Raw genomic sequence first — 12,981 nt, forward strand, 5'->3', positions numbered from 1 at the left:
CCCCCCCCCCCCCCCCCCCCCCCCCCCCCCCCCACCCGCCCCCCCGCGCCGCCCGCCCCCCCCCCCCCCCCCCCCCCCCCCCCCCCCCCCCCCCCCCCCCCCCCCCCCCCCCCCCCCGCTGCAGCTGGAACAGCAGGGCGACGAGCCGTTCGGAGCGCACCGGCCCATCGTGCCGCGAAACCCTGACGCCGGCTGTCAAGGTTCCGCGCGAGGGTGGTCGCATGAGCGAGCAGAGCACCCCGTGGACCCCTTCCGACCTGACCGGCCGTGTCGCCCTCGTGGCGGGCGGCACCCGCGGCGCGAGCCGCGCCATCGCCGTCGAGCTCGGCCGCGCCGGTGCGACGGTGTGGGTGAGCGGGCGCTCCAGCAGCGCCGGCCGCTCCGAGCTGGGCCGTCCCGAGACGATCGAGGAGACCGCCGACCTGGTCGACGCCGCCGGCGGCCACGGCGTGCCGGTGCGTTGCGACCACCTCGACCCTGGCCAGGTGCGGGCGCTGGCGGCACGGGTGGACGCCGAGCACGGCCGCCTCGACGTCCTCGTCGACGGGGTGTGGGGTGGCGACCACCTGATGACGTGGGGGGCACCGGTGTGGGAGCACGACCTGGGAGCGAGCCTGCGCATGCTGCGGCTGGGGATCGAGTCGCACGTCGTCACCGCTCACGTGCTGCTGCCGCTGGTGCTGCGCCGACCCGGAGGGCTCGTGGTGGTGATGACCGACGGCACCGAGGAGCACAACTCCTCCTACCGGGCGGGTACCACCCTGGCGTTCCACCTCGCCAAGGCCGCCGCGCACCCGCTGGCGAAGGCGCTGGCCGCGGAGACAGCCCCGCACGGCTGCACGGCCGTCGCCCTCACCCCCGGCTGGTTGCGCTCGGAGGCGATGCTCGAGACGTTCGGCGTCACCGAGGAGAACTGGCGCGACGCGATCGAGCAGGAGCCCCACTTCGCGATCTCGGAGTCGCCGGTGTTCACGGGCCGGTGCGCGGCCGCCCTCGCCGCGGACCCCCGGCGGTCCAGGTTCTCCGGGCGCACCCTGGACTCCGGTTCCCTGGCACGCGAGTACGGCATCGACGACGTCGACGGCAGCCGGCCCGACGGGTGGCGGTACGTCGCGGAGGTGGTGCAGGCCGGTCGCCCCGCGGACACCACCGGGTACCGGTGACCTCCGCGTCCGGTCACACCGGCTCGGGACGGCACCCGCACGCTCCCCTCACCGTCGCAGCCCTCCGACGGGGCCACCTGATCGGCGGGGGCCGGCGGGACCCCCTCAGGTCCAGGTGAGCGCCCGAGCGGGGTCCTCCAGCACCGCAGCGACGTCGGCCAGGGCCCGCGAACCGCTCTCCCCGTCGAGCATCCGGTGGTCGAACGACAGGCTGAGGGTGGCCAGGTAGCGCGGCTTCACCTTGCCCTTGTGGACCCACGGCTTCTGGGCGATCCTCCCCACCGCCAGGATCGCCGCCTCGCCCGGGTTGAGGATCGGGGTCCCGGTGTCGATGCCGAACGTGCCGACGTTCGTGATGGTGATGGTGCCCTCGGCCAGGTCGGCCGGCTGCGCCTTGCCCTCGCGCGCCCTGGCGGCCAGCTCACCGAGGTGGACGGCGAGCTCCTTCAAGGTCATCTCGTCGGCGTCCTTGACGTTCGGCACCAGCAGCCCGCGGGGGGTGGCCACCGCGATGCCCAGGTTCACGTAGTTCTTCACCACGATCACCTGGTTCTCCTCGTCCCAGGTCGAGTTGATGTCGGGGTTGCGGCGCACCGCCACCAGCAGGGCCTTGGCCACCAGCAGCAGCGGGGAGACGCGCACCCCGGCGAACTCCGGGTCGCTCTTGAGGCGCTGGACCAGCTTCATCGTGCGGGTCGCGTCGACGGTGGTGAACACCGTGACGTGCGGTGCGGAGAACGCGCTCTCCACCATCGCCGCGGCGGTGGCCTTGCGCACGCCGCGGATCGGCACGTGCCGCTCGCGCTCGTGCCGGTCCTCGCGCCGCGACGGCTCGGCCGACGCCGAGGGCACCAGGGCCAGGACGTCTGCGCGGGTGACGGTGCCGCCCGGGCCGGTGGGGGTCGCGTCGGCCAGGTCCACGCCGAGGTCGCGGGCCAGCTTGCGCACGGGGGGCTTGGCCAGCACGTGCGCGCGGGTCGCCGGGACGGCGGGTGCGCCGGGACCGGTCCCGGGGGGCGCGGTCGCGGGGGCGGGGGGTGCGGGGACCGCGGGGGAGGTGCCCGCGGCGCGGCGTCGGCGCGCGCTGCCCTCGCGGGTGCCGTACCCCACCAGGGTGGCCCCCGAGCCCTCGACGTCCTGCGCGGCGCCGTCCTGCGCGTCGGGCGCCTCCCCGTGGCGCCGCTGCGGGTCGATCGCCGGTTCCGTCGCCGAGCGGTCCCCCGGCGCGCCGCTGCCCGCGGCGGGCCCGTCACCGATGACGACGATGTCCGTGCCGACGTCGACGGTCACGCCCTCGGCGACCAGCAGGCCCACGACCGTGCCGGCGTAGGGGCTGGGCAGCTCGACGAGCGACTTGGCCGTCTCGATCTCCACGAGGACGTCGTTGACCGCGACGGTGTCGCCGGCCCGCACCTTCCACGACACGATCTCGGCCTCGGTGAGTCCCTCGCCCACGTCGGGCAGGGCGAACCGCTGGTGCACAGGTCCCCTTCGGGTTTCTCGGGTTCTTCGGGTCGCGTTCTCCGGGGCCGCGGGGTGCGCGGCACCGCGCCGCTCAGGCCGCGAGCGCCTGCTCCACGGCGTCCAGGACGCGGTCGACCGACGGCAGGTAGTGCTCCTCCACGCGGGCCGCCGGGTACGGCAGGTGGTACCCGCCGACGCGCTTGACGGGCGCCTCCAGGGAGTAGAAGCAGCGCTCCGTGATCTGCGCGGCGATCTCGGCCGCCGCGCCGTGGAACACCGGCGCCTCCTGGACCACGACGAGCCGGCCGGTGCGGCGCACCGACTCCACCACCGTGTCCACGTCCAGCGGGGAGATCGAGCGCAGGTCCACGACCTCCAGCTGCGTCCCGTCCTGCGCGGCCTCGGCGGCGGCGTCCAGCGCCAGCTTCACCGTGGGCCCGTACGCCACGACGGTGGCGTCGGCGCCGGTCCGCAGCACGCGGGCCCGGTGCAGCGGTGCGACCTGGCCGGGGGCGAGCCCGGTGTCGACGTCGCCCTTCTCCCAGTACCGGCGTTCGGGTTCCATGAACACCACCGGGTCGGCCGAGGCGATGGCTTGCTGCACCGTCCAGTACGCGTCGTGGGCGTTGGAGGGGTACACCACGCGCAGGCCGGCGGTGTGCGCGAACAGCACCTCGGGGCTCTCCGAGTGGTGCTCCACCGAGCCGATGCCGCCGCCGGCGGGGATGCGGATCACCACGGGCACCGACAGGCGGCCGCGCGAGCGCGCCCGCAGCTTCGCCAGCTGGGTGACGATCTGGCTGAAAGCGGGGTAGACGAAGCCGTTGAACTGGATCTCGCACACCGGCCGGTAGCCGCGCAGCGCCATCCCGATCGCGGTGCCCACGATGCCGGCCTCCGCCAGCGGGGTGTCCAGGACGCGGTCCTCGCCGAAGTCCTTCTGCAGGCCGTCCGTGACGCGGAACACCCCGCCGAGGCGGCCGATGTCCTCGCCCATCAGCAGCACCCGCGGGTCGCGCTCCATCGCGGCCCGCAGTCCGGCGTTGATCGCCTTGGCGATCGGCATGCGCTCCATCAGCGGTCCCTCCCGGCGGTGGCGTGCTGCTCGTCCTGCTCGTGGCGGGCCCAGGCGGCGAGGAACTCGTCGCGCTCGGTCAGGACCTGCGGGTGCGGCTCGGCGTAGGCGTGCTCGAACATCGACGCCGGCTCGGGGTCGGGCATGTCGCGCACCCCCGCGCGCAGGCGGGTGGCGAACTCGTCGGCCTCCGCCGCCAGCGCCTCCTCGAAGGCGTCGTCGAGGACGCCCTCGGCGCGCAGGTGCGCGCGGAACCGGTCGATCGGGTCGCGCTCGCGCCAGGCGTCGACCTCGGCGGCATCGCGGTAGCGGCCGGGGTCGTCGGCGGTGGTGTGGGCACCCATCCGGTACGTGTACGCCTCCACGAACGTGGGGCCGCCGCCGCTGCGGGCGCGCTCGGCGGCCGCGCGCACCACGGCCAGCACGGCCAGCACGTCGTTGCCGTCGACGAGGACGCCGGGCATCCCGGCGCCCTCGGCGCGCCGGTGCAGCGGCACCGTCGACTGCCGCTGGACGGGCTCGGAGATCGCCCACTGGTTGTTCTGGCACAGGAAGATGACGGGGGCGTTGTAGACGGCCGCCCAGTTCAGCGCCTCGGCGGCCTCGCCCTGGGAGGTGGCGCCGTCGCCGAAGCAGGCGACGACGGCGGTGTCGCGGGCGGGGTCGCCGCTGCCGACGGCCCCGTCGCGCTGCACGCCCATCGCGTAGCCGACGGCCGGCAGCATCTGCGCGGCGATGACCAGCGTGTAGGGGTGCACGCCGTGCTCGACCGGGTCCCAGCCACCGTGGTCGACGCCGCGGAACAGGCTCAGCACGTGCAGGGGGTCCACCTCGCGCGCCAGCAGGAAACCGTGGTCGCGGTAGCTGGGGAAGACGTGGTCCTGGCGGCGCAGGGCGCGCGCGGCGCCCACCTGCGCGGCCTCCTGCCCGCGGCTGCCCGCCCACAGGCCCAGCTGCCCCTGGCGCTGCAGCGCCTCGGCCTCGGTGTCCAGCCGGCGCATCAGCACCATGTCGCGCAGCAGACCGAGCAGCTCGACCGGCTCGAGGTGGACGTCGTAGCCGGGGTGCTCGCGCCGCGCACCGGTGGCGTCCAGCAGCTGCACCATCGCCTCGGTGCGGGCCCGGTCCGGGCCGGCCGCCTCGCTCACGCCTTCCCCCTCCGTCGGACGGTCCTCGTCGCGGCCGGACGCCGCAGCTCAACCTACGGTTCCGTACCTTACGGGGGCGTACCTTACGGGACGGTAGGTGGAGGGCGCGAGCGTTGCGCCGGACGGGGGCGCTCGAGAGCGCGGCGGCGGGTCCGGTCAGACCAGCCGGGCCGCCACGTCCAGCAGGCGGGAGTTCGCCGCCACCTCGCCGATCGTGACGCGCACCCCGTCGGTGCCGTACCCGCGCACCGACAGGCCCTGCGCGCCGAAAGCGTCGACGAGCACGGGCGTGCGCTCCCCCACCGGCAGCCACACGAAGTTGCCCTGCGCGTCCGGCACCGCCCAGCCCTGCTCGCGCAGCCCGTCGGCGACGCGGCGCCGTTCGGCCACCAGGGCAGCCACCCGCCCCATCAGCTCCGCCTCGGCCGCCTCCTGCAGGGACGCCACCACCGCCGCCTGCGCGATGCCGCTCACCCCGAACGGCGTGGCCGCCCGCCGGAGGGCCGAGGCGACCTGCGGGTGCGCGGCCGCCACGCCCACGCGCAACCCCGCCAGCCCGTACGCCTTGGAGAAGGTGCGCAGCACCACCACGTTCGGGTGCGCGCGCAGCACGTCCACGCCGTCGGGAACCTCCGGGTCGTCGGCGAACTCCCGGTACGCCTCGTCGAGCACGACCAGCACGTCCCCGGGCACCTGCGCCAGGAACCCCTCCAGCTCCCCGGAACGGATCACCGGGCCGGTGGGGTTGTTCGGCGAGCACAGCACCACCATCCGGGTGCGTGCAGTGATCGCCGCGAGCATCGCCGGCAGGTCGTGGCGGGCCTCCGCGGTCAGCGGGACCTGCACGGCCGTCGCGTCGGCGATGGCGGCGGTGATCGGGTACGCCTCGAACGATCGCCACGCGAACACGACCTCGTCGCCGGGGTCGCAGGTGGCCTCCACCAGCTGCGCCAGCAGGCGCACGCTGCCGGTGGCCGCCGCCAGGTGCTCCGGGGACAAGGCCCACCGGCGCCCCACCGCCGCGAGCATCGCCCCCGCCGCGGGGTCCGGGTAGCGGTTCACCTGCGAGGCCGCCCGGGTGATGGCCGCCAGGACGCTCGGCAGCGGCGGGTAAGGGTTCTCGTTGGAGGAGAGCTTGAACACCTCCACGCCCTCGCGCGTCACGGGCGGCCGCCCGGCCACGTAGGCGGGCACCTTCGCCATGTTCGCCCGCAGGCGCGGGAGGAGTTCGGCAGCGCTGGGGGTCGGCACCCGGCCAGCTTAGGGACCCTCGCACGGGGTACCGGGTCGCTCGCCGGCAGCGCGGGCGCGCCGACGCCCACCCGCGGGTACGGTCGCCTGGCGGCTGCGCTCCAGGTGCGATCGGGGAGCGGCGCCGCGAGCGGTCCCCGGTCACCCACGAGCAGCTGGACGGTTCACCCATGCACGATGCGAGCACCGAGCGGACCCCGACGATGGTCTCCCCCGAGGACGACCCCTCGGCGCTGCGCTCCACCTTCGCCCTGTTCCCCTCGGGCGTGGCCGCGCTGTCAGCGGTCGTGGACGGCGAGCCGGTCGTCCTGGTCGCCTCCTCCTTCCAGGTCGGCATCTCCCTGGACCCACCGCTGGTGCTGTTCGCGGTGCAGCACACCTCCACCAGCTGGCCGAAGCTGCGCACCGCACCTCGCCTGGGGGTCTCCGTGCTCGGTGAGGCGCACGACAGCGCCGCCCGCCAGCTGGCCTCGAGGGCCGCCGACCGCTTCGCCGGCATCGCCACCACGACCACGGCGAGCGGCGCGCACCTCGTGCACGGCGCCCCCGTGTGGATGGAGTGCAGCATCCACTCGGAGGTCCCCGCCGGCGACCACGACGTGGTGCTGCTGCAGGTGCACGCCACCGGCACCGTCCCCGACACCGAGCCGCTGGTGTGGCACAGCTCCTCCTTCCGCGCCCTCACCCCCCGCACGGGCACCTGACCGCCGACCCTCACACCCGCTCCGCGCGGTAGTCGAAGACCTCCACGCGAGCACCGGGCGCGTCGAAGAAGGCCGCCGCCGAGTCCCGGTAGCCCACCAGCGCCTCGTCGGTGCTGGCGTCCACGAGGGCGGCGGTGTCCAGGTAGCTGCGCCACCCGTGGGCCGTCAGCGGGTCACCGGCCACCGCGTCGGCGAAGTCCGGGTCGTCCCCGACGTCGCGGCGGACCACCGTGCGCGACGCCGACGGCCGCGCAGCGGTCCCGTCCAGCGCCGGCACGAGGTCGCCGGTGTGCTCCAGGGAGAGCACCCGCACGTGCCCGGGCACCGCGAAGCCGTCCACCGGCGAGCCGGCGGTGACCACGTGGGTGACGCGGTAGCGCTCGCGGAAACCCGCGTCGGCGGCCAGCGCCGTCACCGTCAGGCCGCCCTGGCTGTGCCCGGCCAGCATCACCGGCTCCCCCGCCCCCACACCGGCCCGGCGCATCGCCTCGGCGACGGCCGCTGTCGTGGCGGTCGGCTCGCCCGCCACGACCCGCAGGTTCGTCGTCAGGTCCATGGGGGTGGCGCCCGGTGACGGCAACGGCGTCCAGTCCTGCGTGCCGGGGACCTGGACGATCCACGCCACGGACCCGCCGGCCTGCGTGACGCGCTCGAGCCGCACGACGCCCGGCTCCGGGCGACCGGCGACCGGCATGCGGTCCCCGACCGAGCCCGCGGGGCCGTCGGGCGCGAAACCCGTGGACTGGTGGGCCACCCCGTCGAGCACCTCGGCGACGCCCCGGGGCGGCCGGGTGGGCACGGCTCGCCGCGCCGCCGGGGAGACCCGCACCGAGGTCTCCCGGAACAACGGGCTCAGGGCGCCCACCGCGGTGAGCGCACCGGCGACCTCGGCCGCGCCCGCGTCCGGCCGGAGCAGCTGCGGGGCGAGCACGGTGATCCCCGCCGCCGCGAGCGGGGAGCGTCCCGCCGCGGCGCGCACCACAGCGGGGGTGGTGGCGACGGCCTCCTGCACGAGCCACGGGTGCCGCGCGATCAGCAGCCCCGCCCGGCGGGCGTCACCCAGGACGCGGTCGTCCACCGCGCCGTACTCCTGGGCGGCGACCGCCCCCAGCTCCTGCAGGTCCAGTTCACCGGTGGTGACGACCTGCTCCACGGCCCGCAGGAGCACCAGGTCGCCGGCCTGCGCGGTGCGCAGCGCGACGTCGGCGGCCAGCAACCCGGCGGCGCCGGCGGCCAGCGCAGGGGCGGCCTGCACCACCGCTTCCGCGGCGGCGCGCCGCGCGACCTGCACGGCCGCGGCCGCGGCGTCCTCCCCCACCCGGTAGCGCAGCGAGGCGGTGCGCAGCAGGCCGGCGAGCAGCAGCACCCGGGCGGCCAGCGGAGTGGCTGCCGCCGGCCCGAGCAGCAGCTCCCCCAGCGCCCGCTCCGCAGGCACACCGGTGGCCGGGGCCAGCGGCACGCTGAGCAGCAGCGCGGGATCGAGGGCGACGGCGGCCGCCCCCGCCCCGCACGCGGCGACGTCGGCCGCCGCCTGCGCCAGCACCCCCGCGGCGGCGTCGAGCGCGTCGGGGTCGACGACGACGGACCCGGCGCCGACGGTGAGCGCGTCGCTCACCCGGCACCACCCGCCGGCCCGATCCCCGCACCCGTCGCCGCGCCGACGGCCGCGACGGCGCTGCGGTGCGCCGCCACGCGACCGGCGGCTTCCTCGCACCCGGTCGCGAAGGCACCCACGCCTCTGGTGACCTCCGCCAGTCGCGAGCGGAAGGCGGCGGCCCCGACCCCCTCCCAGTCGATGCCGTGCAGCCCGGCGAGGCGGGCGCGCACGTCCTGCGCGTCGGCGCCGAGGCGGGCGACCTCGCGCGCCAGCGCCCCCAGCCGCGCCTCACCCGGTTCCGGTCCCACGCCCGTGCCTCCTCTCCCGGCCGGCGCCCGGCCGTCTCCGGTCCTCGTCCCCGCCGTCCTCGTCACCGGGACGCTAGGTCGAGCCGGCCCACGGCCCTCGACCGCGCGGCAGGGGTGTGGACAGCGGCCCCGGTGTGCCGCCTGTGGAACCTCCGGCGAGCATGGGAGGCGTGCCGGACGTGAAGGAGTTCGTGAAACGGGCCGCCTCACCACCGGGTGCACTGGCGGCCGAAGCCGCCGGGCTCGCCTGGCTCGCCGAGGCGGGCGGTGCAGCGGTGTGCGCGGTGCGGGAGGTGCGCGAGGACGCCCTCGTGCTGGAGCGCGTCCAGGAGGTGCCCGCCACCGCCGCGGCGGCGGAGGACTTCGGGCGGGACCTGGCCACCACGCACGCCGCCGGCGCCGACCGCTTCGGCGCCCCGCCGCCGGGAGTGGTCGGGGACGCGTGGATCGCCTCGCTGCCCCTGCCGATGACGCACGACCCCGAGCCGTGGGGCACCTTCTACGCGCAGCGGCGCCTGGAACCGTACCTGCGCGCCGCGCGCGAGCGCGGCGCCGTGGACGCCGCCGGAGCGGCGGTCGTCGAGCGGGTGTGCGCACGGCTGGCCGACGGTGACGAGGCCCTCGTCGCGGGCGCCGACCGGCCTGCGCGACTGCACGGCGACCTGTGGTCCGGCAACGTGCTGTGGTCGCCGTCCGGTGCGGTGCTCATCGACTGCGCCGCGCACGGCGGGCACCCCGAGACGGACCTGGCGATGCTGGAGCTGTTCGGCCTGCCGCACCTGGACCGGGCGCTCGACGCCTACGTGGAAGCGGCCGGCACCACGGACGGCCGGCGCGAGCGGGTGCCGCTGCACCAGCTGCACCCGCTGCTCGTGCACGCCGCCCTCTTCGGCGGAGGGTACGGCGCCCGGGCGGTGCGGGCCGCCGAGCGGGCGCTGGCCCTGTGAACGGACAGGTGGGCGAGCACCTGCTCGAGCACCCCGTCGAGGTCCTGCACCTGCTCGTCTCCCCCGAGCACGCCTACTTCGGCCGACCCCGCGACAGGGCCGCGGACGTGCCCACCCGTGACCTCGACGAGGTGGAGGTCGCATCGGGCAAGGGGATCCACGGCGACCGGTTCTTCGGCAAGGCCGCCCACATGGACGCCGCCGTGACGTTCCTCGCGGTCGAGGCGTGGGAGGCGGTCGCCGCCGACCTGGCGCTGCCCGCCGTGCCGGACCCGCTGCTGGCGCGGCGCAACCTCGTCGTGCGCGGCGTCGAGCTCGACCCGCTGCGCGGCCACGAGTTCGAGCTGGTCACCGGGGCCGGCGCGGTCCGGTTCCGCGGCGGGCGCCCGGCGAACCCGTGCGCGTGGATGGACCGCGTCGTCGCCGACGGCGCCCACCGCGCGATGCGCGGGCGCGGCGGGCTGCGCTGCACCCCCGTCTCCGACGGGCGCATCGCCCGGGGCACCGGCGTGCTGCGCTCGCCCGTGCGGCTGGACCGGGCGCGCGCCGGCGACGCGGTGCTGCGCCGCACGCCCCTGCCCTGAGCTGCGCCCCGTCCGACGCTCGGCCCCGGCGACGACCTCCCGGGCCGGGGAGGTGCTGGAGGAGCGTTCCGCCGGCAGCACGGACGGCGGCCGCGGTCGTGGGACCATGGGACCCGTGACCGCAGCTCCCGTGGACCTCGCACCCGCCAGCCTCGGAGAACCGGCCCTCGGCCCCCTCGACGGCCGCTACCGCCGCTCCGTGGCGCCGCTGACCGAGCACCTCTCGGAGGCGGCGCTGAACCGCCGCCGCGTCCACGTCGAGGTCGAGTGGCTGATCCACCTCGGCACCCACGACGTCGTCCCGGGGGTGCGCCGCCTCACCGGCGAGGAGGTCGGCTTGCTCCGCGCGCTGCCGCTGCGCTTCGACGCCGCAGCCGTGGACGAGCTCGCCGAGATCGAGCGCGTCACCGTCCACGACGTCAAGGCCGTGGAGTACTGGATCAAGCGGCGCCTGGAGGGCACGTCGCTGGCCGATGTGGCCGAGCTGGTGCACCTGTTCTGCACCAGCGAGGACATCAACAACCTCTCCTACGCCCTCATGGTGCGGGACGCCGTGCAGCAGGTCTGGTTGCCGGCGGCCACCGGCCTCAGCGACGACGTGGCGCGCATGGCGCACGAGCTGCGCGACCTGCCGATGCTCAGCCGCACCCACGGCCAGCCGGCGACACCCACGACGCTGGGCAAGGAGCTCGCGGTCCTGGCGCACCGGCTGCGCCGTCAGCTCACTCGCGTGGGGCGTGCGGAGTTCCTCGGGAAGTTCAACGGCGCCACCGGCACCTACGCCGCGCACCGCACGGCGGTTCCCGGCACCGACTGGCCGGCCGTGTCGAGGGCGTTCGTGGAGTCCCTCGGCCTGACGTGGAACCCGCTGACCACTCAGATCGAGTCGCACGACTGGCAGGCGGAGCTGTACGCGGACGTGTCCCGGTTCGGCCGGGTGCTGCACAACCTCTGCACCGACGTGTGGACGTACATCTCCTACGGCTACTTCGCGCAGGTCCGAGGCCAGGGCACCGTGGGGTCCTCGACGATGCCGCACAAGGTGAACCCGATCCGCTTCGAGAACGCCGAGGCGAACCTGGAGGTCTCCGGCGGGCTGTTCCGCGTGCTGGAGGAGACGCTGACGACCTCCCGCCTGCAGCGCGACCTCACCGACTCCTCCATGCAGCGCAACATCGGTGTCGCGTTCGGCCACTCCCTGCTGGCCATCGAGAACGCGCGCAAGGGCCTGGCCGGCCTGGACGCGGTGCCCGCCGCGCTGGCTGCGGACCTCGACGCCACGTGGGAGGTGCTCGGCGAGGCGGTGCAGTCGGTGATGCGCGTGCACGGGCTGCCCGAGCCCTACGAGCGCCTCAAGGAGCTGACCCGTGGCCGCAAGGTCGACCAGTCCAAACTGCGCGAGTTCGTCGCCGGCCTCGGCTTGCCCGAAGGGGAGGCCGCGCGCCTGTCGCTGCTGACGCCCGGGGACTACACCGGGGACGCCTCCGCGCTGGTGGACGTGCTCGACCAGCCCTCCACCTGAGGTGCGCGCCCTCCTCGTCGAGGAGTTCGGTGCACCGCTGCGCCTGACGGACGTCGCCGACCCCGCGCCGGCCCCGCACGGCGTGGTCGTCGCGGTGGAGGCGACGGGCGTGTGCCGCAGCGATTGGCACGCCTGGCAGGGCCACGACGACGACGTCGTGCTGCCGCACGTACCCGGTCACGAACTGGCGGGAACCGTCGTGGCGGTCGGCGCCGACGTGCGCGGCTGGCACCCCGGGGACAGGGTCACCACCACCCCGTTCGTGACGGCCTGCGGCACCTGCCCGGAGTGCGCTGCCGGCCAGCAACAGGTGTGCCGCGCGCAGACACAGCCGGGCTTCACCGGCTGGGGCTCCTTCGCCGAACTGGTCGCCCTGGACCACGCCGAGGTGAACCTCGTCCGCCTGGGTGACGACCTGCCGTCCACGGTGGCTGCCGCGCTCGGCTGCCGGGTGGCGACCGCGTTCCGGGCAGTGTCGGACGTGGGGCGGGTTCGCCCGGGTGAGTTCGTCGCCGTGCACGGCTGCGGGGGCGTGGGGCTGTCCGCCGTCGCGGTCGCGGCTGCCGCGGGGGCGCGGGTCGTCGCGACGGACCTCTCCCCCGCAGCCCGTGCGCTGGCGGCGTCCTTCGGTGCCGTGCACGTCGTGGATCCCGCCGACGGCGGGGTCGTGGCAGCGATCGAGGACCTCACCGAGGGAGGGGCCCACGTGTCGATCGACGCGGTGGGTTCCCCGGTGACGTGTGAGGCGTCGCTGCGCTGCCTGCGCCGGCGGGGCCGGCACGTGCAGGTGGGCCTGCTGCCCGCTGCGGCAGGCCGGCCCTCGGTACCGATGGACCGCGTCATCGCGCTCGAGCTGCAGGTGTTGGGCAGTCACGGCATGGCGGCTCACGACTACCCGCGCCTGATGTCCCTGGTGACGTCCGGTGCCTTCCCGCTGGAGCACCTGGTGAGCCGGGAGCTGCCCCTGGAGGCGGGTTCTCAGGCGCTCGCCGAGCTGGAGCATCCGAGGGCCGCTGGCATCACCGTGCTGCGCCCCTGACCACGGGCCGCCCCGCAGGCACCGCCCCGTTGTGGCTGAAGGCATCAAGGCCGGCAGAGCCCGCATCAACGCACGAAGAGTGCTGAACGCACGAAGAGGGGGGGGGGGGGGGGGGGCCCCCCCCCCCCCCGCGGCGCGTCGGGGGCGGGCTGCCCACCCGGGGGGTGGGGGGGGGGGGG

General features: G+C 75.9%; 12 protein-coding genes. 6 read left to right on the top strand and 6 right to left on the bottom strand.

Annotated features, from left to right (window positions below; genetic code table 11):
- Positions 1–221 precede the first annotated feature (221 nt).
- The gene (locus ACRYR8_RS19470; RefSeq protein ID WP_432485951.1) at positions 222–1,163 is read left to right on the top strand and encodes an SDR family oxidoreductase; all 942 of its coding nucleotides are present in this window, start codon (positions 222–224) and stop codon (positions 1,161–1,163) included.
- Between the two features lie 105 nt (positions 1,164–1,268).
- Here the strand turns inward: ACRYR8_RS19470 and ACRYR8_RS19475 are convergent, their stop codons facing one another.
- The 4 genes from ACRYR8_RS19475 to hisC all read right to left on the bottom strand — a co-directional run bounded on the left by ACRYR8_RS19475 (position 1,269) and on the right by hisC (position 6,053).
- Positions 1,269–2,645: a dihydrolipoamide acetyltransferase family protein gene (locus ACRYR8_RS19475; RefSeq protein WP_432485952.1), complete on the bottom strand. Its 1,377-nt coding sequence runs from the start codon at positions 2,643–2,645 to the stop codon at positions 1,269–1,271.
- A gap of 73 nt (positions 2,646–2,718) precedes the next feature.
- The gene (locus tag ACRYR8_RS19480) at positions 2,719–3,702 is read right to left on the bottom strand and encodes an alpha-ketoacid dehydrogenase subunit beta (protein ID WP_432485953.1); all 984 of its coding nucleotides are present in this window, start codon (positions 3,700–3,702) and stop codon (positions 2,719–2,721) included.
- Positions 3,702–4,808, bottom strand: a complete 1,107-nt coding sequence (gene pdhA, locus ACRYR8_RS19485) for a pyruvate dehydrogenase (acetyl-transferring) E1 component subunit alpha (protein ID WP_432485961.1) — start codon at positions 4,806–4,808, stop codon at positions 3,702–3,704. Before pdhA ends, ACRYR8_RS19480 begins: the two co-directional genes overlap by 1 nt.
- Before the next feature lie 198 nt (positions 4,809–5,006).
- Positions 5,007–6,053, bottom strand: a complete 1,047-nt coding sequence (hisC, locus tag ACRYR8_RS19490) for a histidinol-phosphate transaminase (RefSeq protein ID WP_432485962.1) — start codon at positions 6,051–6,053, stop codon at positions 5,007–5,009.
- Between the two features lie 218 nt (positions 6,054–6,271).
- Between hisC and ACRYR8_RS19495 the strand changes: the two genes are divergently transcribed.
- On the top strand, positions 6,272–6,805 hold the full coding sequence (locus ACRYR8_RS19495) for a flavin reductase family protein (RefSeq protein WP_432485954.1): 534 nt from the start codon (positions 6,272–6,274) through the stop codon (positions 6,803–6,805).
- 10 nt (positions 6,806–6,815) lie between these two features.
- Here the strand turns inward: ACRYR8_RS19495 and ACRYR8_RS19500 are convergent, their stop codons facing one another.
- Both ACRYR8_RS19500 and ACRYR8_RS19505 read right to left on the bottom strand, forming a co-directional pair.
- A complete protein-coding gene (locus tag ACRYR8_RS19500; protein ID WP_432485955.1) occupies positions 6,816–8,420 on the bottom strand; it encodes an alpha/beta hydrolase family protein in 1,605 nt (534 codons plus the stop codon).
- Complete coding sequence (locus ACRYR8_RS19505; protein WP_432485956.1) at positions 8,417–8,710, bottom strand: hypothetical protein; 294 nt, start codon at positions 8,708–8,710, stop codon at positions 8,417–8,419. The genes ACRYR8_RS19500 and ACRYR8_RS19505 overlap by 4 nt, the downstream gene beginning before the upstream one ends.
- Positions 8,711–8,871: 161 nt before the next feature.
- On the opposite strand from ACRYR8_RS19505, the gene ACRYR8_RS19510 reads away from it, so the two are divergent.
- From ACRYR8_RS19510 to ACRYR8_RS19525, 4 genes are all read left to right on the top strand, one after another.
- Entirely contained in the window at positions 8,872–9,657 is a 786-nt protein-coding gene (locus ACRYR8_RS19510; protein ID WP_432485957.1) for a fructosamine kinase family protein, read from the top strand.
- The gene (locus ACRYR8_RS19515) at positions 9,654–10,241 is read left to right on the top strand and encodes a molybdenum cofactor biosysynthesis protein (protein ID WP_432485958.1); all 588 of its coding nucleotides are present in this window, start codon (positions 9,654–9,656) and stop codon (positions 10,239–10,241) included. The genes ACRYR8_RS19510 and ACRYR8_RS19515 overlap by 4 nt, the downstream gene beginning before the upstream one ends.
- A 106-nt stretch (positions 10,242–10,347) precedes the next feature.
- Complete coding sequence (gene purB / locus ACRYR8_RS19520) at positions 10,348–11,763, top strand: adenylosuccinate lyase (RefSeq protein WP_432485959.1); 1,416 nt, start codon at positions 10,348–10,350, stop codon at positions 11,761–11,763.
- A gap of 1 nt (position 11,764) precedes the next feature.
- Complete coding sequence (locus ACRYR8_RS19525) at positions 11,765–12,802, top strand: zinc-binding dehydrogenase (protein ID WP_432485960.1); 1,038 nt, start codon at positions 11,765–11,767, stop codon at positions 12,800–12,802.
- Positions 12,803–12,981 lie beyond the last annotated feature (179 nt).

The organism is Kineococcus esterisolvens (assembly GCF_050871405.1).
GTDB lineage: Bacteria > Actinomycetota > Actinomycetes > Actinomycetales > Kineococcaceae > Kineococcus.

Coding starts and splice junctions, on each gene's coding strand:
- hisC (WP_432485962.1), bottom strand. CDS start 6,053: ATGGCGAAGGTGCCCGCCTACGTGGCCGGGCGGCCGCCCGTGACGCGC.
- ACRYR8_RS19495 (WP_432485954.1), top strand. CDS start 6,272: ATGCACGATGCGAGCACCGAGCGGACCCCGACGATGGTCTCCCCCGAG.
- ACRYR8_RS19480 (WP_432485953.1), bottom strand. CDS start 3,702: ATGGAGCGCATGCCGATCGCCAAGGCGATCAACGCCGGACTGCGGGCC.
- pdhA (WP_432485961.1), bottom strand. CDS start 4,808: ATGGTGCAGCTGCTGGACGCCACCGGTGCGCGGCGCGAGCACCCCGGC.
- ACRYR8_RS19470 (WP_432485951.1), top strand. CDS start 222: ATGAGCGAGCAGAGCACCCCGTGGACCCCTTCCGACCTGACCGGCCGT.
- ACRYR8_RS19510 (WP_432485957.1), top strand. CDS start 8,872: ATGGGAGGCGTGCCGGACGTGAAGGAGTTCGTGAAACGGGCCGCCTCA.
- purB (WP_432485959.1), top strand. CDS start 10,348: ATGGGACCCGTGACCGCAGCTCCCGTGGACCTCGCACCCGCCAGCCTC.